The following is a 20,640-nucleotide window of genomic DNA, read 5'->3' as shown; positions in this document are numbered from 1 at the left end:
CGGTCAATGCCGGATGCGTGGATTGATGACGCCGTAGGCCACGTCGACCAGCAGGTTGACCAGCATCACGATGCCGCCCAGCAGCAGCATGCCGCCCTGCAGCACCGGGTAGTCGCGCCGGCCGATGGCCTCGATCAGCCACTTGCCGACACCGGGCCACGAGAAGATGGTCTCGGTGAGGATCGCGCCCGTGAAGAGCACGCCCACCTGCAGCCCGATCACCGTGACCACCGGAATCAGCGCATTGCGCAGCGCATGCAGCCCCACCACGCGAAGGCGCGAGAGGCCCTTGGCGCGCGCGGTGCGGATGTAGTCTTCGCCCAGCACCTCGAGCATGGCCGAGCGCGTCATGCGCGCGATGACCGCGAGCGGCACGGTGCCGAGCACGATGGCCGGAAGGATCAGGTGATGCAGCGCCGACCAGAAGGCGCCGGTGTCGCCGGCGCGCAGCGCATCGATCAAGAGAAAGCCCGTTTCAGGCTCGACGAAGTACTGCACCGAGATGCGGCCCGACACGGGCGTCCAGCCCAGCTGCACCGAGAAGAACAGGATCAGCAGCAGCCCCCACCAGAAGATCGGCATCGAATAGCCGGTGAGCGAGGTGGCCATCACGCCATGGTCGAAGATGGAATTGCGCCGCACCGCCGCCAGGATGCCCGCCGGCAGCCCCAGCAGCAGCGCAAAGGCGATCGCGCACGCGGCAAGCTCGACCGTGGCGGGGAACAGCGCAAGGAACTCGCTGGCGACCGATTCCTGCGTGATGAGCGACTTGCCGAGATCGCCATGCAGCACGCGGCCGATGTAGATGCCGTACTGCACGATCACCGGCTTGTCGAAGCCGTAGGCCGCGCGCAGCTGGGCATGGCGCTCGGGATCGATCCCGCGCTCGCCCGCCATGGTTTCGATGGGGTCGCCCGGCACCAGCCGGATCAGGAAAAAGGCAAGCAGCGTCATGCCGATGAAGGTCGGCACCAGCAGGCTCACGCGCGTGAGGAGGAAGCGAAGCATCGACCCGCAATATGCAAGATCGATGCCGCGGCCCTACCCGGGCCGAACCCTTACTTCTTGACGTCGCGCAGTTCGCGCCGCAGGATCTTTCCGACTGGCGTCTTCGGGAGTTCGCCACGGAACTCCACGATCCGCGGCTGCTTGTAACCCGTAAGGTTTGCTCTGCAGTATTCGCGCACCTGCGCTTCGGTCAGCGACTCGTCCTTCTTGACGATCACCAGCTTGACGGCCTCGCCGGTCTTGTCGTCGGCCACGCCGACCGCGGCGCATTCGAGCACGCCCGGAATCTGCGCCACCACGTCCTCGATCTCGTTCGGGTACACGTTGAAGCCCGAGACCAGGATCATGTCCTTCTTGCGGTCGACCACCTTGAAGTAGCCGCGCTCGTCGACCACGCCGATGTCGCCGCTCTTGAAGTAGCCGTCGGGCGTCATGACCTTGGCGGTTTCGTCGGGGCGCTGCCAGTAGCCGGCCATCACCTGCGGGCCCTTGATCGCGATCTCGCCGGGCTGGCCCGGCGGCACCTCGCGGCCTTCGTCGTCGAGCAGCTTGAGCCAGGTGCTCGGCAGCGGCAGGCCGATGGTGCCGGTGTAGGCCTTGCTGTTGGTGGGGTTGCAGGTGGCCGAGGGCGAGGTTTCGGACAGGCCGTAGCCCTCGCAGATCGGGCAGCCGGTCTTCTCGAGCCAGAGCTTCGCGACCGCCGCCTGCACGGCCATGCCGCCGCCCACCGACACCTTGAGGTTCTTCCAGTTGACGGTGTTGAAGTCGGGGTGGTTGGCCAGCCCGTTGAACAGCGTGTTGACCGCGGGAAAGCTGTGGATCGTGTGCTTGGACAGTTCCTTGAGCACGCCCGCGAGGTCGCGCGGATTCGGAATGAGGATCAGCTTGCCGCCCGTGCGCATGTTCAGCATCATGCCCACGGTGAAGGCGAAGATGTGATAGAGCGGCAGCGCGCACACGCTCGTGGGCTGCTCGCCCGCCGGCACCTGGGCCATCACGGGTTCGTTCCAGGCTTCGGACTGCAGCACGTTCGCAATGACGTTGCGGTGCAGCAGCACCGCGCCCTTGGAGACGCCGGTGGTGCCGCCGGTGTACTGCAGGACGGCCACGTCGTCGGGGCCGAGGGCCGGCGCCTTCAGCGTGCGGCCCGCGCCCTGGTCGAGCGCATCGTTGAAGCGCACCGCGCCCGGCAGGCTGTAGTGCGGCACCAGCTTCTTCACGTTGCGCACCACGTAGTTGACGAGCGCGCCCTTGAGGAAGCCGAGCCGGTCGCCCATGGCCGCGAGCACGATGTGCTTGATGGGCGTGGCCGCGATGCACTGCTGCAGCGTGGTGCCGAAGTTCTCCATGATGACGATGGCCTTGGCGCCCGAGTCCTTGAGCTGGTGCTCGAGCTCGCGCGGCGTGTACAGCGGATTCACGTTCACCAGGATCAGGCCGGCGCGCAGGATGGCCGCGACCGCGATCGGGTACTGCGGGCAGTTGGGCATCATGACCGCGACGCGGTCGCCCTTGGCGAGGCCGAGCCCCTGCAGGTACGCGCCAAAGGCCTTGCTGAGCTTGTCGGTCTCCGCATAGCTCACGTCCTTGCCCATGAAGCTGTAGGCCGTGCGGTCGGCGTACCTGGCAAAGCTCTCCTCCATGAGACCGACCAGCGAGGAATACTGCGAGGCGTCGATGTCGGCGGGCACGCCTTGCGGATAGCTGCTGAGCCAGGGGCGGTCGGTCATGGGTGTGTCTCCTCGGAATCGCGTGTTTTTGAAACGACAGCGGCGCACAAGTGGCGCCGCGGTGATGATCTGCCCGCACTGCGCGGGTGCGGACCTTGGGCCTATTCGATGGCCTTGCCCATATCTTCCACTACTTTCTTCGCATCCCCAAAGACCATCATGGTCTTGTCCATGTAGAAGAGCTCGTTGTCCAGGCCCGCATAGCCCGCCGCCATGGAGCGCTTGTTCACGATCACCGTCTTGGCCTTGTAGGCTTCGAGAATGGGCATGCCGTAGATCGGGCTGCCCTTGGTGAGCGCGGCCGGGTTCACCACGTCGTTGGCGCCCAGAATGATCGCCACGTCGGCCTGGCCGAACTCGCCGTTGATGTCTTCCATCTCGAACACCTGGTCGTAGGGCACCTCGGCCTCGGCCAGCAGCACGTTCATGTGGCCCGGCATGCGCCCCGCCACCGGGTGGATCGCGTACTTCACGGTGATGCCCTTGTGCGTGAGCTTCTCGGCGAGTTCCTTCACCGCATGCTGGGCGCGCGCCACCGCCAGGCCGTAGCCCGGCACGATCACCACCGTCTCGGCGTTGCCCAGCACGAAGGCCGCGTCGTCGGCGCTGCCGCTCTTGACCGGCCGCTGCTCCTTGGCCGCGCCGCCGGCCGTGACCGCCTCGCCGCCGAAGCCACCCAGGATCACGTTGAAGAACGAGCGGTTCATGGCCTTGCACATGATGTAGCTCAGGATCGCGCCCGACGAGCCCACCAGCGAGCCGGCCACGATCAGCATCGCGTTGTTCAGGCTGAAGCCGATGCCCGCGGCCGCCCAGCCCGAGTAGCTGTTGAGCATGGACACCACCACCGGCATGTCGGCCCCGCCGATCGGGATGATGATGAGCACGCCCATCACGAAGGCCAGCGCCAGCATCGCGAAGAACGCCGGCCAGCTTTCGGTGGCCATGAACACCAGCCCCAGGCCGATCATGGCCAGGCCGAGCACCAGGTTCAGCATGTGCTGGCCCTTGAACTGCACCGGCGCGCCCTGGAACAGGCGGAACTTGTAGGTGCCCGAGAGCTTGCCGAAGGCAATCACCGAGCCGCTGAAGGTGATGGCGCCGATGGCCGCGCCCAGGAACAGCTCGAGCCGGTTGCCGGCGGGAATGGGCGCGCCCTTGGCGATGCCTTCGAGCATGGCCGCGGGTTCGACCACGGCTGCCACCGCGATGAACACCGCCGCCAGGCCGATCATGCTGTGGAAGAAGGCCACCAGCTCGGGCATCTTGGTCATCTCGACCGTCTTGGCGCGGTAGGCGCCGTAGCCGCCGCCGGCCGCCAGCCCCAGCAGCACCCAGGCCAGGCCCGTGAGCTGGCCGCCGGCCAGCTTGTAGATCAGCGCGCCGGTGGTGACCACCGCGATGGCCATGCCGGCCATGCCGAAGAGGTTGCCGCGGATCGAGGTGGTGGGGTGCGACAGGCCCTTCAGGGCCTGGATGAAGCAGACGCTGGCAACCAGGTACAGCAGCGTGACGACGTTCATGCTCATTGCGAGGCTCCCGCTTCGGCCTTGGGTGCGGCCTTCTTCTCTTTCTTCTTGAACATCTCGAGCATGCGCCGCGTGACCAGGAAGCCGCCGAAGATGTTCACCGCCGCCAGCGCCACCGCGAGCACGCCCATGGTCTTGCCCAGCGGGGTTTCGGTGAGCGCGGCCGCCAGCATGGCGCCCACGACCACGATGGCCGAGATCGCGTTGGTCACGGCCATCAGCGGCGTGTGCAGCGCGGGCGTGACGGTCCACACCACGTGGTAGCCCACGTAGATGGCCAGCACGAAGATGATGAGATTGATGACGGTGTGGGAAACGGGATCCATGGATTCTTCTCCTCGCGGGGGTGCCGGGGTGGCTTATTTCTTCGTGACCTGGCCGTCGTGCGCGACGCGGCAGGCGGCGACGATGTCGTCTTCGAGGTCGATCTTCAGGCCGCCCTCCTTGGTGACGATCAGCTTGAGGAAGTCGAGCACGTTGCGCGCATAAAGCGCCGACGCATCGGCCGCCACCAGCGCCGGCAGGTTGGTCTCGCCGACGATGGTCACGCCGTGCTTGATCACCGTCTTGTCGGCTTCCGACAGCGGGCAGTTGCCGCCCACGCCACCCGGGCCCTTGCCGGCCGCGATGTCGACGATCACCGAGCCGGGCTTCATGGCCTTGACCATGTCCTCGGTGATGAGCGTGGGCGCCGCGCGTCCGGGAATGAGCGCGGTGCTGATGACGATGTCGGCCAGCGCCACGCGCTTGGCCACCTCGACCTGCTGGCGCGCGAGCCAACTGGGGGGCATGGGCTTGGCGTAGCCGCCGACGCCGACCGCGGCTTCCTTTTCTTCGTCGGTGTCGTAGGACACCTCGATGAACTTGCCGCCGAGCGACTCGATCTGCTCCTTGACGCTCGGTCGCACGTCGGAAGCCTCGATGACGGCCCCCAGGCGCTTGGCGGTGGCAATGGCCTGCAGGCCCGCTACGCCGACGCCCAGGATGACCACGCGCGCGGCCTTCACGGTGCCGGCGGCGGTCATGAGCATCGGGAAGAAGCGCTGGTACTTGTCGGCCGCGATGATCACGGCCTTGTAGCCCGCGATGTTGGCCTGCGAGGAGAGCACGTCCATGCTCTGGGCGCGGGTGGTGCGCGGTGCGGCTTCGAGCGCGAAGGCGGTGAGGCCGGCCGTGGCCAGGCGCTGCAGGCCGGCCGCATCGAAGGGGTTGAGCATGCCGATGACCACGGTGCCGGGCTTCATGAGCGCGGTTTCGGCATCGCTGGGGGTGCGCACCTTGAGCACCATGTCGGCCGCGAAGGCGGCGTTCATGTTGACGATCTCGGCACCGGCGGCCTCGTAGGCGGCATCGGTGACGCTGGCTGCAATGCCAGCCCCGGACTGCACGCGCACGGTGTGCCCGGAAGCGGCCAGTTTCTTCACCGTCTCGGGCGTTACGGCCACGCGGGTTTCGCCGGCCATCGTCTCGGCAGGCACGCCTATCAGCATAGAGATCTCCTCAGGGCAAGGGCAATACGGGAACGCGGCCAGAGCTTACAGCAAGATTACGGCTGCGCTGTCGCCAAAATCCACCGCCTGTTCGCCGCTTGATGACCGTAGTCATTGCATGTGTAGCTATATAAATGGTAGCGAAGCAGGCGGCATCGGGACCTGCAGGCCCGTACATCGGTTGTTTCCCCCGTATCGGGCTCCCATGTTTCGGCGTGCCCGGCCGCCAGGCAGCGGCGTCCGGCAACGCTTGTCGTCAATTAGCGCGCATTTGTTTGCAATTGCCATCAACTCCAAGAAAGATACCTTCATTTCGTGCATTAGTTACGCGAAGCCTTTTTTCCGGAGACGCAGATAGATACACTTCTTTCACTCGAAAGCCCGCAGAGGCAAATTTGGCAGGAAGAAGGGGATGGAATGCGTATTGCAGTACTTGATCACGAGCCCGATCAGCTTCGGCTGATCGCCGAGGCGATGTCGGGGCTCGGCCACGAATGTCACTCGTACACCGAAGGGCGTCCCTTGCTCCAGGCGCTGCGCCGGCAAACCTTCGATCTTCTGATCCTCGAATGGAACCCGCCGGACATGCGCGGCCTCGAGCTCGTGAAGACCGCGCGCAACGAGCTGCGAAGCCGCGCGCCCATTCTTTTCGTGACCACCACGCGCGACGAGACCGCCGTGGTCGAAGGGCTCAATGCGGGCGCCGACGATTTCATGGTCGCGCCGGTGCGCGCCACCGAGCTCGAGGCCCGGGTCAATGCGCTGCTGCGCCGGTCCTATCCCGCGCAGCACGAGACCGAGCTGGTGTTCGGCCCTTATCACTTCTATCCGCCCGCGCGCGTCCTCAAGGTGAATGGCACGCCCGTCGAGCTGAAGAACCGCGAATACGCGCTCGCGCTGTTCCTGTTCCAGAACCTCGGCCGGCTGCTGTCGCGCGAGCACCTGCACGAGGCGGTGTGGGGCGTTGGCACGGCAGCGCTGTCGCGGTCGCTGGACACCCACATCTCCCGCCTGCGGACCAAGCTGGGCCTCGGGCCCGCGAGCGGCTTCCTGCTGCTGGCCATCTATGGGCTGGGCTACCGGCTCGAAGTGGTCGACGCCAGCACGCACCCCGACAGCCTCGCGCGCTGAGGCCCGCCCGGGAATCTCCGCCCCGATACGGGCTCCAAACGGCTTCGGGCCCCTGCCGTGGGGCCGCCCCAAAGGAATGAAGCCGATGAAAGTTCTCACGAGGCTGCTGCTGGCCGCCGTACTGTGCTGGGGCGTCTTCGGCACGGCCGCCGCGCAGGATGTGGAAGCCAGCGACCTGGTGCAGGGCGGCATGCAGGCCATCCGGATGATCGACCAGGGCAGGACCGGCGAGCTCTGGGACGGCGCCACGGCCGCCACCCGCAAGCGCATCGCGCGCACCGACTTCGCCGCCAAGGTTTCCAGCAGCCGTTCCGCGCTGGGCGCGCCGCTGCAGCGCACCTGGGTGGCGGTCAAGCGCCGGGCCGTGGCCGACCCTGATGCCGAGGCGGCCGGACAATATGTCAGCATCGAGTACGAGACCCGCTTCAGCAACAAGCCGGATGGCACACTGCGCGAACTCGTGAGCTTCCATCTCGACAGCGACCGCATCTGGCGCTTCAGCGGCTACGCGCTGCATTAAGTAGTCAAAAGGGCCCAAGACAATGACGACCCCGCGCTGGAAACCCAACGTCACCGTGGCGGCCGTGATCGAACAGGACGGCCGCTTCCTGCTGGTCGAGGAGCACACCGCCCAGGGCCTCAGGCTCAACACCCCGGCGGGACACCTCGACCCGGGCGAATCGCCGATCGAAGGCTGTGCCCGCGAAACGCTCGAGGAAACCGCCCACGCCTTCACGCCCACCGCGCTGGTCGGCATCTACATGGCGCGCTCGAGCCACCGCACGGGCAGCAAGGAAGACGTGACCTACCTGCGCTTTGCCTTTGCCGGCACGCTCGGTGCGCAGGAAGCGGGCCGAGCGCTCGACGAAGGCATCGTGCGCACGGTCTGGATGAGCGCCGACGAGATCCGCGCCAGCGTGCCGCGGCACCGCAGCCCGCTGCTGCTGCAGTGCGTCGAGGACCACCTGGCCGGCAAGCGCTATCCGCTCGACCTGATCCACGTCCACGAATCGGTGCGCTGACGGCTGTCGCGCGCCGCCCTCAGGCGCTCAGACGATGACCCCGCCGCCGAGGCAGCGCTCGCCGTCGTAGAGCACGGCCGACTGCCCCGGCGTGACGGCCCATTGCGGCTCGCCGAAGCGCAGGCTGAAGCCGGCCTCGCCGCCGCCTTCTTCCAGTTCGCAGGCCGCATCGGCCTGGCGGTAGCGCGCCTTCGAGCCGTAGCGGCCCGGCGCGGGCGCGTCGCCCGAGACCCAGCTCGCATCGCCGGCCGCGAGTGCCGAGGACAGCAGCCAGGGATGGTCGTGGCCCTGCACCACCCAGAGCGTGTTCTTCTCGACGTCCTTGCGCGCCACGAACCATGGCGAGTGGTCGCCCGAGCCGCGCTGCGCGCCCTTCTCCTTGACACCGCCGATGCCCAGCCCCTGCCGCTGGCCCAGCGTGTAGAAGCTCAGGCCCTGGTGCTCGCCGAGCTTGCGGCCGCGGTCGTCCTTGATCGGGCCCGGCTCCTTCGAGATGTAGCGGTTGAGGAACTCGCGGAACGGCCGCTCGCCGATGAAGCAGATGCCGGTCGAATCCTTTTTCTTCGCGTTGGGCAGGCCGATCTCTTCCGCGATGCGGCGCACCTCGGTCTTGTGCAGCTCGCCCACGGGGAACAGCGTCTTGGACAGCTGCGCCTGGTTCAGCCGGTGCAGGAAATAGCTCTGGTCCTTGGAGGGGTCGAGCCCCTTGAGCAGCTCGTGCCTGCCCCTGGCCTCGTTCAGCCGCACGCGCGCGTAGTGGCCGGTGGCGATCTTCTCGGCGCCCAGGCGCATCGCGTGGTCGAGGAAGGCCTTGAACTTGATCTCGGCATTGCACAGCACGTCGGGGTTGGGCGTGCGGCCGGCCTTGTATTCGCGCAGGAACTCGGCGAACACGCGGTCCTTGTAGTCGGCCGCGAAGTTGACGTGCTCGATCTCGATGCCCAGCACGTCGGCCACGCTGGCGGCGTCCACGAAGTCGATGTTGGACGAGCAGTATTCGCTGTCGTCGTCGTCTTCCCAGTTCTTCATGAAGATGCCGACCACCTCGTGCCCCTGCTGCTTGAGCAGGTGCGCCGTGACCGCGGAATCGACCCCGCCGCTCAGTCCCACCACGATCCGTTGCTTTGCCATAAGCCCGCCATTGTCCCAGCCCGGCGCCCGGGCGGCCGGCGTGGGGGATTCAGGCCTGGCCGCGCAAGCCGGCCAGCAGCTCGTAGGAGCGCAGCCGCGCCGCGTGGTCGAACACCTGCGAGGTGATCATCAGCTCGTCGGCGCCCGTGCGCTCGATGAAGGCCTGCACGCCTTCGCGCACGCGGGCAGGCGAGCCCACGGCCGAGCACGACAGCACCGAATCGAGCAGCGCGTTCTCCGCCGGGCCGACCTTCTGCCGGTAGCCCTCGACCGGCGGCGGCAGGCGCCCCGGCCGGCCGCTGCGCAGGTTCACGAAGGCCTGCTGCCACGAGGTGGCGCGGAACTCGGCCTCTTCGTCGGTGTCGGCCACGAACACGTTGAAGCCCAGCATCACATGAGGCTTCTGCAGCTGCGCCGAAGGCTTGAAGGTCTCGCGGTAGATCTGGATCGCCTGCATCAGCTGCTGCGGCGCGAAATGCGAGGCAAAGGCGTAGGGCAAGCCCAGGTGCGCGGCCAGCTGGGCGCCGAAGGTGCTCGACCCGAGGATCCACACCGGCACCTCGAGCCCCGCGCCCGGCACTGCGCGCACGGGCTGCTGCGGCGCCTTGGACATGAAGTCCATGAGCTCGACCACGTCCTGCGGGAACTGGTCGGCGTCGGATTCGAGGTTGCGGCGCAGCGCGCGCGCCGTGCGCTGGTCGGAGCCGGGCGCGCGGCCCAGGCCCAGGTCGATGCGCCCCGGATACAGCGACTCCAGCGTGCCGAACTGCTCGGCGATCACCAGCGGCGAATGGTTGGGCAGCATCACGCCGCCGGCACCGATGCGGATCGTCGAGGTGCCGGCGCCCACGTAGGCGAGCAGCACCGCGGTGGCCGCGCTCGCGATGCCCGGCATGCCGTGGTGCTCGGCCAGCCAGTAGCGCCGGTAGCCCAGCTTCTCTCCGTGCTGCGCGAGCGAAAGCGAGTTGCGGAACGACTGCGCGGCGTCGCTGCCTTCGGTGATGGGGGAGAGGTCGAGGATCGAGAACGGAATCATGGGCCGGATGATGGCGCGATCCGGCGATCCCTGCTCGTGCAAGCCATTGCCCGCTCTGCTAGGGCTGGCCGTGGCCCGGCTACGGGCTTCGCTTGCGCCACTGGCCCAGGTCGGCCTCGATGCGCTCGTTGATGTTGCCGCTCCACTGCGCGCCGAAGCCGGCCGCGCGCAGCAGCTCGACGATGCGCCGGCCGACCGCGACGGTGTTGGCCTCGCGCTGGTCGATCTCGGGAATCATGCCGCCGCTGAACGCCAGGTAGAGGCGGCCGGTGCGCACGGCGGTGTCGAGGTCCTGCGCGTGATAGAAGCAGCAGCCGCGAATGCCCGAGGCAAGCCGGCCCGCGGCACGCCACTGCTCGCGCACGTCGTCATGGCCATCGGCCAGCGAGTTGCCGGCGCGGTGCAGCGCAATGATCTTCTCGCTGCGCAGCTGGGCGAACACCGCTTCGAGCCGGTCGTATTCGGTCCGGGCGGGCCACGAAGCCTCGGCGGCGCGCTTGGCGGCGCAGGCGCGCGCGGCCTCGGCCTTGACCCAGGCGCGGTCTTCGGCCGTGAGCTCGTCGGGGTCGAGGTACTCGTCGGTGATCATCCATTCGATGTCGCCGTCGGGATGGAAGCCGCACCACGCCAGGCCGTGAATGCGTTCGCGCGTGTCTTCGGGGTCGAGCGTGAGGGCCATGCGTGCTCGGTTCAACCTGCCAGGCACGCGAAGGCATCGGCTTCGAAGCGGCCGGCGTCGTCTTTCAGAACCAGGGTGCAGCTCACGTTGTGGGTATCTTGCGGATGGGAGGCCACCAAAACCGCGCCGGCCAGCCCCGCCGCGGCGGGCACCATCGTACCGGGCTGCGGCCAAAGCTCGATGTCCGCCCGTGGAGGCGGCGGCCATTTTGTAAGGCGAAAGCATTTGCCTGCGTGGCAAATCAGCCACGCCCGGGCCGCGGGCCTCGCATCCGGGGCGGCGAGCACGGCAAAAAGCCGGCCCATGCTTTCGCATGGCCGGCTTTTTGGAGGATTGGCGCTCGTCGAGCGCCAGGGCCGTTTTACAGCGGCAGAGCGTCGCCGCGGGCAGCAGCGCGGGCTGCGGCGCGCACCGTGGCGCGGTCCACCGTGCTGGCGACGATCGGAGCCACGCCCGACGAGGCGCCTTCGGCGTACGGATCGGCGCTGCGGGCCGCGACGGCGGCTTCTGCGCGGACCGCATCGCGGCTGTTCGACGAAACGAGCACCTGGGCCGGGCCTGCATTGGCGCCGGTGGCGTAGGGGTTGGCGCTGTGCGCGGCAACCACGGCCTGGCTGGCGACGTCGGCGCGGCTGGCGGCCGAGGTCAGCTGATGCACGCCTTCGTAGGTTTCGGCGTGGGCGGCACCGGCGACGGCCATGAGGGCAACAGCAACGGCGGAGAGGATCTTCGAGGCGGTCATTTTGATTTCCTTCAATTCAGTTCAGTTTTGACTTTGGATGATTTCGAACCGGTCTTGGGTGGGTCACCGTCCCATCGGGGGGCGGCCACCTCGCTCGGGGCCCTGTTCACCCAGATCGGCTTGGGGGCCGGTCTGTGAGATGAATTGTGCGCCGTCTTCTACGTAAAAACCCTTAGCAAAAAGAACCACGGCGTTCACGGAAAGGAAACAATCGCACCGCCCAAGCGAGAAACCGGGGCCATGGCGACACCGGCCTTCGCAGATTGGAAAAAGCGGCCGCCCCCAGGCGCTGCGGCTAAAGTAGTTGCCCCAAACGGCCCATCCAGCCACACACACAACACAAGGAACATCAGCCATGGGCGCACAGTGGAAAGCAAAGCACAAGGACCTGGCGGCCAATGCCAAGGGCCGCCTGTTCGGAAAACTGGCCAAGGAAATCATGGTGGCCGCGCGCAGCGGCGCCGATCCGGCCTCCAATGCGCGCCTGCGGCTGGTGGTGGAGCAGGCCCGCAAGGTCTCGATGCCCAAGGACACGCTGGACCGCGCCATCAAGAAGGGTGCGGGGCTCAGCGGCGAGGCGGTGCACTTCGAGCATGTGATCTACGAAGGCTTTGCACCGCACCAGGTGCCCGTGATGGTCGAGTGCCTGACCGACAACGTGAACCGCACCGCGCCTGAAATGCGCGTGCTGTTCCGCAAGGGCCAGCTCGGCACCTCGGGCTCGGTGTCGTGGGACTTCGACCACGTGGGCATGATCGAGGCCGAGCCTTCGCGTGCCGATGCCGATGCCGAAGTCGCCGCCATCGAAGCGGGCGCGCAGGACTTCGAGGCGGCCGGCGAAGGCGGGGCCACGGTGTTCCTGACCGACCCGACCGACCTCGACCTGGTGAGCCGCGCGCTGCCGGCCCAGGGCTTCACCGTGCTGTCGGCCAAGCTGGGCTACAAGCCAAAGAACCCGGTCGATCCGGCCAGCCTCAGCGCGGAGCACCTCGAGGAGGTCGAAGTGTTCCTGGCCGCCATCGATGCGAACGACGACGTGCAGAACGTGTTCGTGGGCCTGGCGGGCTGAGCCGCCGCCTTTCGGTCGATGGACAGTCCGGTGAGCAGCCCCGAGAGCGCGGCCAACCGCACGCTGGCCGGCCGCTGCCTTTGCGGCGCGGTGCGCTACACGGTGGCCGACGCCTTCGCCTATGCGCTGAACTGCCACTGCGCCGACTGCCGGCGCGCGACCGGCTCGGCCTTCAAGCCCTTCGCCGGCATCGAGCGGCACAAGCTGGCCATTGCACAGGGCCAGGACGAACTCCTGGTCTTCGGCAAAGAAGACGCGGGCGACGTGCACTGCCGCCATTGCGGCTCGCTGCTCTACTCGGTGGTGCGCGATGGCCTGTTCGTGCATGTGACGCTGGGCACGCTGGTGGACGCCCCTTCGATCCGCCCGCGTGCGCACATCTTCGTGGGCTCGAAGGCGCCCTGGTTCACGATCACCGACGACCTGCCCCAATACGCGGGCCACGCCGACGCCGATTGAGCCTCCGGCCTGCTACGCCGACCGCCCGCCGCGCTGGAGCGGCAGCCAGAGCGTGAACAGCGTGCCTCCGGGCCCCGAGCGCCACGACACCTCGCCCCCGACGGCCTGCGCCCGGCGCTGCTGGTTCTGCATGCCGCGCCCGCCGGCACCGGCCAGGGCCTTCTCGACGTTGAAGCCCTGGCCGTTGTCCTCGATGCTCACCCGCACGCCCGATGCCTGGCGCTCGGTGGCCACCCGGATCTCGGTGGCGCGCGTATGGCGCAGCACGTTGGCGATGCTCTCCTGCACGATGCGCAGGATGTGCAGCGCGCTGGTCGGGTCGAGCCAGTCCAGCGCCGGCAGCTCCTGCACCTGCCATTGCAGCGCCACGCCCGAGCTCTCGAGCCGCGGGCCGAGCCGGTAGCGCAGCGTGGCCAGCAGCAGCAGCAGGTCGTCCTCGAGCGGCTCCATCGAATCAATGGTGAGCTTGAGGTCGTCCAGGCAGCTCTTGAGCACCTGCGAGACCTTGTCGTCGCTCATGCTGCCGCCCTCCACGGAGCGGATGGCGCTGATCAGCGAGGAGCCCAGGCCGTCGTGCATGTCCTGCATGAGGCGCTGGCGCTCGTCGCTGATGGTCTGCTTCCTCTCGACCTCGCGCAGCCGCCGGTGGCTGAGCTCGAGCTCGGCTTCGCGGGCCGCAAGGCGCTGGGCCAGGCTGGCGTTGACGCGCTCGACCTCGGCAATGGCATTGACGTAGCGCCGGTACAGCAGCACCCCGAACACGCTGAAGGTGACGGCGTTGGTGTAGGCGCCCAGGTACCAGCCCTCGGGGCTCACGAAATTGTTCTGCAGCAGCCAGTCGGACACCCCCAGCAGCACGCACACGCCGATGCCCACGGCCACCAGCCGCCCCTCGCCGGAGCGGCGCCAGGCACTGATGCCGCCCACCAGCGCAACGGCGACCCCCATCAGCGCCGCGCCCAGGTAGATCAGCGGCGTGACCTGCGGCGTGTTCCTCAGGATCGCCAGGCCCGGCAGCGTCAGCACGCCGGTCAGCACCGTCCACGCCACCACCGCGCCGGTGAACCACCGCAGCGGTCGGCCGTGCAGCTGGCGCAGCGCGAAGTGCACCACCGCCACCAGCCAGAACAGCGAGTTGACCGTGAGCCAGGCGAACCAGTCGTTGGCGACCGGAACGCCGACATAGAAATGCAGGCTGCGCAGGAAGGACGTGGTCGCCAGGTTGAAGAAGAGCAGGTAGCCGGTTTCGTGGCTCCGCCTGAACCACACGAACAGCGCGAACACGCCCACCGCCATGAAGGCCGTGCTGAGCATGGCCGGCAGCTCCTGCTGCAGCCACTGCCGCATGCGGTAGCGCGGCTCCAGCGCTTCGGCGGGCCCGAGCCACAGCGACGAAACCGCCACCTGCGCGCCGCGCGTGTGCTCCATCCGCACCAGGATCTCGTCCAGCGGCGCGCCGTCGGTCGTCTTGCCCAGCAGCACCCACAGCGGCGTGCGGGTGCTGTTCCACAGCGGCCCCTGCACCTGCGCGCGGTGGACCTGCCGCCCGTTGGCATATACCGCGATGGTGCCGTCGGTCTTGATGCGCGCGCCGTAGAGCGCGAGCGGCGCCTGCGTGTCGGGCAGGCCGCGCGTGGAGATCCGCAGCCAGGTGATGCGGGTCGCACCCGCCGATGCACTGCCGTCGGCCTGGCGCAGCAGCGCAATGGGCAGCGCCAGCGGCAGTTCGACCGGTTGCCAGGCGGGAGGCAGGGCCTTGCTGTCCACGGCAAGCGGCAGTGCACGGAAGCCGGGTGCGTCCTGCACCTGCCAGTCGGCCTGCGTCAGGTGCAGCGCCGCGTTGTGCTGCGCAGCGCTGGTGCCGAAAAAGGCGGCCATGGCCACCAGCAGCGCCACGGACGCGGCGAGCACCACGTTCGCCCAGAACGAGGCAAAGCGGTATCTGGAGAAATGTTCGAGCAGCCGGCGCGCAGATCCGAGGCTCATGCGAGGCTCATCCGCGTGCGGCCTGCCCGGTCCGGCTCAGGAAACGGTGCGATTCAGCTCAGAACGGAATGTCGTCGTCCATGTCGTCGAAGCCCGACGACGACTTGGCCGGAGCCTGGCGCGGTGCCGGCGCCGGAGCGCGCGGTGCCGCGGCCGGTGCGCGGGGGGCATAGCCGCCGCCGCCGCCACCGCCGGCGCCTTGCGAGTAGCCGCCGCCACCGCCGCCCTGCGAATAGCCGCCGTCGTCCTCGGGACCGCCCGAGGGGCCGCCCTGGCCCTGGCGGCTGCCCAGCATCTGCATCTGGTCGGCGCGGATTTCGGTGGTGTATTTCTCGATGCCGTCCTTGTCGGTCCACTTGCGCGTGCGCAGGCTGCCTTCGACGTACACCTGCGAGCCCTTGCGCAGGTACTGGCCGGCGATTTCGGCCAGGCGGCCGTTGAAGACGATGCGGTGCCACTCGGTGGCTTCGCGCATTTCGCCGCTTTGCTTGTCTTTCCAGCGATCGGTGGTGGCCACGGTGACGTTCGCGACCTGGTCGCCGCTCGGGAAGGTACGCATTTCGGGGTCGCGCCCCAGATTGCCGACGACGATGACTTTGTTGACCGATGCCATATGCACTGCCCCTGATAAGTGGATGAAGGAGAAGGAAGAAAAGAACCCTAGATTGTGCCCGATGCCGGCGCCCCGGGCGCCCCCGCCGGGCCCCGCCGAAGCACCGCCTGCTTGAAACCGCCGCAACCCGCCCGCTCGCCATGAAATGGCGCTCGGACTATCATGTCCGGTTGCCCTCGGACGATCGCCCCCTTGAATTCCAAAGCCATTGAATACGCCGACGACGGCGCGCAGCGCGCACGCGACGCGGAACTCGAACGCGACACCTACCTCGGCGCGGTGCTCGCGCAGCAGCGCATCAGCATCCGCGGTGCGCGCACCCACAACCTGAAGAATGTCGACCTCGACATTCCGCGCAACAAGCTGGTGGTGATCACCGGCCTGTCGGGCTCGGGCAAATCGAGCCTGGCCTTCGACACGCTGTATGCCGAAGGCCAGCGGCGCTATGTGGAAAGCCTCTCGGCCTATGCGCGGCAGTTCCTGCAGCTCATGGACAAGCCCGACGTCGACGTGATCGAGGGCCTGTCGCCCGCCATCAGCATCGAGCAGAAGGCCACCAGCCACAACCCGCGCTCCACCGTGGGCACGGTGACCGAGATCCACGACTACCTGCGCCTCTTGTACGCCCGCGCCGGCACGCCCTACTGCCCCGACCACCACCTGCCGCTGCAGGCGCAGACCGTGTCGCAGATGGTCGATGCCACGCTCGCGATTCCCGACGAGCCACGGCTGATGATCCTCGCGCCCGTCGCGCGCGAGAAGAAGGGCGAATTCCTCGAGCTCTTCGCCGAGATGCAGGCCGCGGGCTACGTGCGTTTCCGTGTCGACGGCCAGACCTACGAATACAACGACCTGCCCAAGCTCAAGAAGACCGAGAAGCACGACATCGACGTGGTGATCGACCGTCTGCGTGCGCGCCCCGACATGCAGCAGCGCCTGGCCGAGAGCTTCGAGGCGGCGCTGCGGCTGGCCGAAGGCCGCGCGATCGCGCTGGAACTGGGCGCAAGGCCGGAAGGCAGCGCCGATGGCACTGCGGGCGCGCCCGACAAGGAGCACCTGTTCAACGCCAAGTTCGCCTGCCCGATCTGCCACTACTCGCTGTCGGAGCTGGAGCCGCGCCTCTTTTCGTTCAACTCGCCCGTGGGCGCCTGCCCGAGCTGCGACGGCCTCGGCCACCGCGAGGTGTTCGACCCGGCGCGCGTGGTCGCCTTCCCCTCGCTCTCGCTCGCGAGCGGCGCCATCAAGGGCTGGGACCGCCGCAACGGCTACTACTTCAGCATGATCGAGAGCGTTGCGAAGCACTACAAGTTCGACGTCGACGCGCCCTTCGAATCCTTGCCCGCCTCGGTGCAGCAGGTGCTGCTGCACGGCTCGGCGGCCGAGGAGATCAAGTTCAACTACACCATGGAGTCGGGCAACTTCGCGGGCAAGAAGCTCACGAAGAAGCACCCCTTCGAGGGGATCATCCCGAACATGGCGCGGCGCTACCGCGAGACCGATTCGGTGATGGTGCGCGAAGACCTCGCGCGCTTTCGCAACCTGCAGCCGTGTCCCGACTGCGGCGGCTCGCGGCTGCGGCCTGAAGCGCGCAACGTGTTCCTGGTCGATGAATCGGCCCGGCCCGCGGACGGCGGCGAGCCGCCGCGCATGGCGATCTTCGAATTGAGCCACCTGACCTTGCGCGATTCGCTCGCCTGGTTCCAGACGCTCAAGCTGCGCGGCGCCAAGGCCGACATCGCCGACAAGGTGGTGCGCGAGATCGGCCTGCGCCTCAAGTTCCTGAACGACGTGGGCCTCAATTACCTGAGCCTGGACCGCAGCGCCGAGACGCTCTCGGGCGGCGAGGCGCAGCGCATCCGGCTGGCCTCGCAGATCGGCTCGGGCCTGACGGGCGTGATGTACGTGCTCGACGAGCCCAGCATCGGCCTGCACCAGCGCGACAACGACCGGCTGATCGGCACGCTCAAGCATCTGCGCGACATCGGCAACAGCGTGATCGTGGTCGAGCACGACGAGGACATGATCCACGCCGCCGACCACGTGATCGACATGGGCCCGGGCGCGGGCATCCACGGCGGGCGCGTGATGGCGCAGGGCAGCTACGCCCAGGTGGCGGCCAACCCCGATTCGCTGACCGGCCAATACCTTTCCGGCACGAAGAAGATCGAAGTGCCCAAGCGCCGCACCGCCTGGCTGCCGGTCGTGAAGAAGCCCGCTTTCAACGAAGGCAAGAAGGCCTCGCGCTTTCCGCCGAGCCCCGCGGCCGAGCGGCGCGCCGCGCGCGAAGCGGCGCACCTGGCCTCGCAGACCGACCTGCAGGAAATCCGCGTGGTCGGCGCCACCGGCAACAACCTCAAGAACGTGAGCGTGGCCTTCCCGGTCGGCCTGCTGACCTGCGTGACGGGCGTCTCGGGCTCGGGCAAGTCGACGCTGGTGAACGACACGCTCTACACCGCCGTGGCGCGCACGCTCTACCGCGCGCACGAGGAGCCGGCCGCGCATGAATCGGTCGAGGGCATCGAGTATTTCGACAAAGTCATCAACGTCGACCAAAGCCCCATCGGCCGCACGCCGCGCAGCAACCCGGCCACCTACACGGGACTGTTCACGCCGATCCGCGAGCTGATGGCCGAGACCAACACCGCGCGCGAACGCGGCTACGGCCCGGGCCGCTTCAGCTTCAACGTGGCGGGCGGGCGCTGCGAGGCCTGCCAGGGCGACGGCGTGGTGAAGGTCGAGATGCACTTCCTGCCCGACGTGTACGTGCCCTGCGAGGTGTGCCACGGCCAGCGCTACAACCGCGAGACGCTCGAGGTTCTGTACAAGGGAAAGAACATCGCGCAGATCCTCGAGATGACGGTGGAGACCGCGCACGAATTTTTGAAGGCCGTGCCGACCATCGAGCGCAAGCTGCGCACGCTGCTGGACGTGGGCCTCAGCTACATCAAGCTCGGCCAGTCGGCCACCACGCTCTCGGGCGGCGAGGCGCAGCGCGTGAAGCTGGCGCTCGAGCTCAGCAAGCGCGACACCGGCCGCACGCTCTACATCCTCGACGAGCCGACCACCGGCCTGCACTTTGCCGACATCGAGCTGCTGCTCAAGGTGCTGCACCAGCTGCGCGACGCGGGCAACACCATCGTCGTGATCGAGCACAACCTGGACGTCATCAAGACGGCCGACTGGCTGATCGACATGGGCCCCGAGGGCGGTGCCGGCGGCGGCACGGTGGTGGGCGAAGGCACGCCCGAGGACATCGCGGCCAACGAGGCGAGCCACACGGGGCGCTACCTCAAGCGGCTGCTGTAGCCGGGCCTGCTCCCAGCACGAACGCGCGGGCCGCGCCACAATCGCGGCCCATGCCTTCCTTCACGCCGCGCCAGTTCGTCCTGCTCGTTCTCCTCACGCTTGCATGGGGCCTCAACTGGCCCGTGATGAAGCTCGGCGTGGCGGACTATCCGCCGCTGGCCTTCCGCGCGATCTCGATCTGGCTCGGCGTGCCGGTGCTGGGGCTTGCGCTGGCGTGGATGAAGGTGCCGTTCCACGTGCCGCGCCGCGCATGGCCCGAGCTGGTCTGGCTGGGCGCCACCAACATGTTCATCTGGCACGCCTGCATCATCCTCGCGGTGAAGGCGCTCTCGGGCGGGCGCGCCGCGATCCTGGGCTACACCATGCCGGTGTTCTCGGCGGTGATCGGGGCGCTGCTGTTCTCAGCCGTGCTCACGCGGCGCTCATGGGTGGGCGTGGGCGCCTGCGCAGTCGGCGTGGGGCTCCTGCTGTGGCACGAGCTCACCGACCTTGCCGGGCGGCCCGGCTACGTGGCGCTCGCACTGGTGGCGGCCGCCACATGGGCGCTGGGCACGCAGCTGCTGCGCCACTCGCGCATCGGGCTGCCGACGCTCACGCTCTCGTTCTGGATGACGGCGATGACGGCCGTGGTGATGACGGTGCTGTCGCTGCTGTTCGAGCGCGGCCCATGGCGCTGGCCCGGCCCCGTGACCTGGGGATCGATCGCCTACAACGCGGTGCTGATCTTCGGCTTTGCGCATGCCGCATGGTTCTACCTCGCGCGCGGCCTGCCGCCGGTGGCCTCGACCCTGAGCGTGATGTTCATTCCGGTGCTGGGCGTGTTCAGCGGCGCGGTGTGGCTCGGCGAGGTGGTGCACTGGCAGGACTGGGTGGCCGTCGCGCTGATGATGGTGGCCATTGCCTCGGTGCTCTGGCCCTCGCGCAGCGCCGCCAAGGCCAAGGCCTGAAGAAGAAATCAGGTGGTCGTTTGCACGTGCAGGCGGCTGGTCTTGCAGCGGTGCAGCGCGCGGTAGTGCTCCAGCGGCCGGCCGTTGGCGCCGTAGGCAATCGACTCGATGCGCAGCAGCGGCTCGGGCTGCGGCAGGTCGAGCAGCCTGCAGGTCTCGGCATCGGGCAGCACCGCGTCGATCCAGCGCTCGGCGCGCACCAGGCGCAGGCCGTACTGGCGGCGCAGCACGTCGTAGAGCGAGCGGTCCTCGAGCCGCGCGCGGTGCAGGCCGGGCGCCAGGTCCGCCGGCACTGCCGTCTCTACCAGCAGGCGCAGCTCGCCATCCACGCTGCGCAGGCGCTTGAGGGCCACCACCTGCGTGTCGTCGGCCAGGCCCAGCGATGCGGCTTCGTGCTCGGTGGGTGCGCGCAGTTCCTGAGCGAGGATCTGCGTGCGCACCGAGCGGCCCTTGCGCTCCATTTCGTCGGAGAAGCCGAGCACGGTGGAGACGAAATCCTCGTCGCGTTCGCGCGCCGATACAAAGGCGCCGCGGCCCTTGATCTTGTAGATGAGGTTGTTGCGCACCAGGTCGGCCAAGGCCTCGCGCACCACGATGCGCGAAATGCCGAACTGCTCGCCGAGCTCCGCCTCCGAAGGCAGCTTGGCGCCAATGGGCAGCACGCCCTGCAGTATCTGCAGGCGGATGGCGTCGCGGAACTGCGCCCACAGCGGCGATTCGGAATTGCGGTCGAGCACGGTCGACATGTCGTTGGGACTACTG

At 68.0% G+C, this 20,640-nt stretch carries 20 protein-coding genes; 7 read left to right on the top strand and 13 right to left on the bottom strand.

The features are described 5' to 3' along the window. Positions 1–3: 3 nt before the first annotated feature. The 5 genes from ACAM58_RS02615 to ACAM58_RS02595 form a co-directional block, all read right to left on the bottom strand. The gene (locus tag ACAM58_RS02615) at positions 4–1,008 is read right to left on the bottom strand and encodes an ABC transporter permease subunit (protein WP_369664059.1); all 1,005 of its coding nucleotides are present in this window, start codon (positions 1,006–1,008) and stop codon (positions 4–6) included. Positions 1,009–1,058: 50 nt separating this feature from the next. Further along, positions 1,059–2,738 carry a long-chain-fatty-acid--CoA ligase gene (locus ACAM58_RS02610; RefSeq protein ID WP_018903964.1) on the bottom strand — a complete coding sequence of 560 codons (1,680 nt, stop codon included), beginning with the start codon at positions 2,736–2,738 and terminating at the stop codon, positions 1,059–1,061. 101 nt (positions 2,739–2,839) lie between these two features. Beyond that, on the bottom strand, positions 2,840–4,267 hold the full coding sequence (locus ACAM58_RS02605) for an NAD(P)(+) transhydrogenase (Re/Si-specific) subunit beta (protein WP_018903963.1): 1,428 nt from the start codon (positions 4,265–4,267) through the stop codon (positions 2,840–2,842). Further along, positions 4,264–4,593, bottom strand: coding sequence for an NAD(P) transhydrogenase subunit alpha (locus tag ACAM58_RS02600; RefSeq protein ID WP_012745555.1), 330 nt, complete (start codon positions 4,591–4,593; stop codon positions 4,264–4,266). The genes ACAM58_RS02605 and ACAM58_RS02600 overlap by 4 nt, the downstream gene beginning before the upstream one ends. A 33-nt stretch (positions 4,594–4,626) precedes the next feature. Beyond that, entirely contained in the window at positions 4,627–5,757 is a 1,131-nt protein-coding gene (locus ACAM58_RS02595) for a Re/Si-specific NAD(P)(+) transhydrogenase subunit alpha (protein ID WP_369664058.1), read from the bottom strand. A 417-nt stretch (positions 5,758–6,174) separates the two neighbouring features. On the opposite strand from ACAM58_RS02595, the gene ACAM58_RS02590 reads away from it, so the two are divergent. The 3 genes from ACAM58_RS02590 to ACAM58_RS02580 all read left to right on the top strand — a co-directional run bounded on the left by ACAM58_RS02590 (position 6,175) and on the right by ACAM58_RS02580 (position 7,910). Beyond that, a complete protein-coding gene (locus tag ACAM58_RS02590; RefSeq protein ID WP_012745553.1) occupies positions 6,175–6,888 on the top strand; it encodes a response regulator transcription factor in 714 nt (237 codons plus the stop codon). 85 nt (positions 6,889–6,973) lie between these two features. Next, positions 6,974–7,408 (top strand): DUF4019 domain-containing protein, encoded by a 435-nt coding sequence (locus tag ACAM58_RS02585; RefSeq protein WP_369664057.1) that lies wholly within the window; start codon positions 6,974–6,976, stop codon positions 7,406–7,408. Positions 7,409–7,430: 22 nt separating this feature from the next. Further along, positions 7,431–7,910: an NUDIX hydrolase gene (locus tag ACAM58_RS02580; protein ID WP_145742672.1), complete on the top strand. Its 480-nt coding sequence runs from the start codon at positions 7,431–7,433 to the stop codon at positions 7,908–7,910. Between the two features lie 27 nt (positions 7,911–7,937). Here the strand turns inward: ACAM58_RS02580 and mnmA are convergent, their stop codons facing one another. The 5 genes from mnmA to ACAM58_RS02555 form a co-directional block, all read right to left on the bottom strand. Beyond that, the gene (gene mnmA, locus ACAM58_RS02575; protein WP_369664056.1) at positions 7,938–9,041 is read right to left on the bottom strand and encodes a tRNA 2-thiouridine(34) synthase MnmA; all 1,104 of its coding nucleotides are present in this window, start codon (positions 9,039–9,041) and stop codon (positions 7,938–7,940) included. Between the two features lie 49 nt (positions 9,042–9,090). Next, a complete protein-coding gene (locus ACAM58_RS02570; RefSeq protein WP_012745549.1) occupies positions 9,091–10,077 on the bottom strand; it encodes an LLM class flavin-dependent oxidoreductase in 987 nt (328 codons plus the stop codon). 79 nt (positions 10,078–10,156) lie between these two features. Next, positions 10,157–10,756 (bottom strand): hypothetical protein, encoded by a 600-nt coding sequence (locus ACAM58_RS02565; RefSeq protein WP_369664055.1) that lies wholly within the window; start codon positions 10,754–10,756, stop codon positions 10,157–10,159. Between the two features lie 11 nt (positions 10,757–10,767). Beyond that, a complete protein-coding gene (locus tag ACAM58_RS02560) occupies positions 10,768–11,061 on the bottom strand; it encodes a hypothetical protein (RefSeq protein ID WP_307592979.1) in 294 nt (97 codons plus the stop codon). Between the two features lie 56 nt (positions 11,062–11,117). Beyond that, the gene (locus tag ACAM58_RS02555; protein WP_012745546.1) at positions 11,118–11,498 is read right to left on the bottom strand and encodes a hypothetical protein; all 381 of its coding nucleotides are present in this window, start codon (positions 11,496–11,498) and stop codon (positions 11,118–11,120) included. A 355-nt stretch (positions 11,499–11,853) separates the two neighbouring features. On the opposite strand from ACAM58_RS02555, the gene ACAM58_RS02550 reads away from it, so the two are divergent. Beyond that, positions 11,854–12,567 carry a YebC/PmpR family DNA-binding transcriptional regulator gene (locus ACAM58_RS02550; RefSeq protein WP_012745545.1) on the top strand — a complete coding sequence of 238 codons (714 nt, stop codon included), beginning with the start codon at positions 11,854–11,856 and terminating at the stop codon, positions 12,565–12,567. An 18-nt stretch (positions 12,568–12,585) separates the two neighbouring features. Then, a complete protein-coding gene (locus tag ACAM58_RS02545; RefSeq protein ID WP_018903958.1) occupies positions 12,586–13,026 on the top strand; it encodes a GFA family protein in 441 nt (146 codons plus the stop codon). A gap of 12 nt (positions 13,027–13,038) precedes the next feature. On the opposite strand, the gene ACAM58_RS02540 is transcribed toward ACAM58_RS02545, so the two are convergent. Both ACAM58_RS02540 and ssb read right to left on the bottom strand, forming a co-directional pair. Continuing rightward, positions 13,039–15,012 carry a sensor histidine kinase gene (locus ACAM58_RS02540; RefSeq protein WP_369664054.1) on the bottom strand — a complete coding sequence of 658 codons (1,974 nt, stop codon included), beginning with the start codon at positions 15,010–15,012 and terminating at the stop codon, positions 13,039–13,041. A 58-nt stretch (positions 15,013–15,070) separates the two neighbouring features. Then, on the bottom strand, positions 15,071–15,625 hold the full coding sequence (gene ssb, locus ACAM58_RS02535) for a single-stranded DNA-binding protein (protein WP_012745542.1): 555 nt from the start codon (positions 15,623–15,625) through the stop codon (positions 15,071–15,073). Between the two features lie 162 nt (positions 15,626–15,787). Between ssb and uvrA the strand changes: the two genes are divergently transcribed. After that, on the top strand, positions 15,788–18,931 hold the full coding sequence (gene uvrA, locus ACAM58_RS02530; RefSeq protein WP_012745541.1) for an excinuclease ABC subunit UvrA: 3,144 nt from the start codon (positions 15,788–15,790) through the stop codon (positions 18,929–18,931). Positions 18,932–18,981: 50 nt separating this feature from the next. Continuing rightward, on the top strand, positions 18,982–19,878 hold the full coding sequence (locus ACAM58_RS02525; RefSeq protein ID WP_369664053.1) for a DMT family transporter: 897 nt from the start codon (positions 18,982–18,984) through the stop codon (positions 19,876–19,878). 8 nt (positions 19,879–19,886) lie between these two features. On the opposite strand, the gene ACAM58_RS02520 is transcribed toward ACAM58_RS02525, so the two are convergent. Beyond that, a complete protein-coding gene (locus tag ACAM58_RS02520) occupies positions 19,887–20,624 on the bottom strand; it encodes a GntR family transcriptional regulator (protein WP_225612860.1) in 738 nt (245 codons plus the stop codon). Positions 20,625–20,640 lie beyond the last annotated feature (16 nt).

The organism is Variovorax sp. V116, assembly GCF_041154435.1.
Lineage (GTDB): Bacteria > Pseudomonadota > Gammaproteobacteria > Burkholderiales > Burkholderiaceae_C > Variovorax > Variovorax paradoxus.
This window is presented reverse-complemented; position numbering and strand designations above follow the sequence as displayed.

What these genes read in the sequence shown, in the direction of transcription:
- uvrA (WP_012745541.1), top strand. Translation starts at nt 15,788, where the DNA reads ATGTCCGGTTGCCCTCGGACGATCGCCCCCTTGAATTCCAAAGCCATT.
- ACAM58_RS02605 (WP_018903963.1), bottom strand. Translation starts at nt 4,267, where the DNA reads ATGAGCATGAACGTCGTCACGCTGCTGTACCTGGTTGCCAGCGTCTGC.
- ACAM58_RS02590 (WP_012745553.1), top strand. Translation starts at nt 6,175, where the DNA reads ATGCGTATTGCAGTACTTGATCACGAGCCCGATCAGCTTCGGCTGATC.
- ACAM58_RS02545 (WP_018903958.1), top strand. Translation starts at nt 12,586, where the DNA reads ATGGACAGTCCGGTGAGCAGCCCCGAGAGCGCGGCCAACCGCACGCTG.
- ACAM58_RS02560 (WP_307592979.1), bottom strand. Translation starts at nt 11,061, where the DNA reads ATGGGCCGGCTTTTTGCCGTGCTCGCCGCCCCGGATGCGAGGCCCGCG.
- ACAM58_RS02520 (WP_225612860.1), bottom strand. Translation starts at nt 20,624, where the DNA reads ATGTCGACCGTGCTCGACCGCAATTCCGAATCGCCGCTGTGGGCGCAG.
- ACAM58_RS02525 (WP_369664053.1), top strand. Translation starts at nt 18,982, where the DNA reads ATGCCTTCCTTCACGCCGCGCCAGTTCGTCCTGCTCGTTCTCCTCACG.
- ACAM58_RS02610 (WP_018903964.1), bottom strand. Translation starts at nt 2,738, where the DNA reads ATGACCGACCGCCCCTGGCTCAGCAGCTATCCGCAAGGCGTGCCCGCC.
- ACAM58_RS02555 (WP_012745546.1), bottom strand. Translation starts at nt 11,498, where the DNA reads ATGACCGCCTCGAAGATCCTCTCCGCCGTTGCTGTTGCCCTCATGGCC.
- ACAM58_RS02615 (WP_369664059.1), bottom strand. Translation starts at nt 1,008, where the DNA reads ATGCTTCGCTTCCTCCTCACGCGCGTGAGCCTGCTGGTGCCGACCTTC.
- ACAM58_RS02570 (WP_012745549.1), bottom strand. Translation starts at nt 10,077, where the DNA reads ATGATTCCGTTCTCGATCCTCGACCTCTCCCCCATCACCGAAGGCAGC.
- ACAM58_RS02580 (WP_145742672.1), top strand. Translation starts at nt 7,431, where the DNA reads ATGACGACCCCGCGCTGGAAACCCAACGTCACCGTGGCGGCCGTGATC.
- ACAM58_RS02600 (WP_012745555.1), bottom strand. Translation starts at nt 4,593, where the DNA reads ATGGATCCCGTTTCCCACACCGTCATCAATCTCATCATCTTCGTGCTG.
- mnmA (WP_369664056.1), bottom strand. Translation starts at nt 9,041, where the DNA reads ATGGCAAAGCAACGGATCGTGGTGGGACTGAGCGGCGGGGTCGATTCC.
- ACAM58_RS02595 (WP_369664058.1), bottom strand. Translation starts at nt 5,757, where the DNA reads ATGCTGATAGGCGTGCCTGCCGAGACGATGGCCGGCGAAACCCGCGTG.
- ACAM58_RS02565 (WP_369664055.1), bottom strand. Translation starts at nt 10,756, where the DNA reads ATGGCCCTCACGCTCGACCCCGAAGACACGCGCGAACGCATTCACGGC.
- ACAM58_RS02585 (WP_369664057.1), top strand. Translation starts at nt 6,974, where the DNA reads ATGAAAGTTCTCACGAGGCTGCTGCTGGCCGCCGTACTGTGCTGGGGC.
- ACAM58_RS02540 (WP_369664054.1), bottom strand. Translation starts at nt 15,012, where the DNA reads ATGAGCCTCGGATCTGCGCGCCGGCTGCTCGAACATTTCTCCAGATAC.
- ssb (WP_012745542.1), bottom strand. Translation starts at nt 15,625, where the DNA reads ATGGCATCGGTCAACAAAGTCATCGTCGTCGGCAATCTGGGGCGCGAC.
- ACAM58_RS02550 (WP_012745545.1), top strand. Translation starts at nt 11,854, where the DNA reads ATGGGCGCACAGTGGAAAGCAAAGCACAAGGACCTGGCGGCCAATGCC.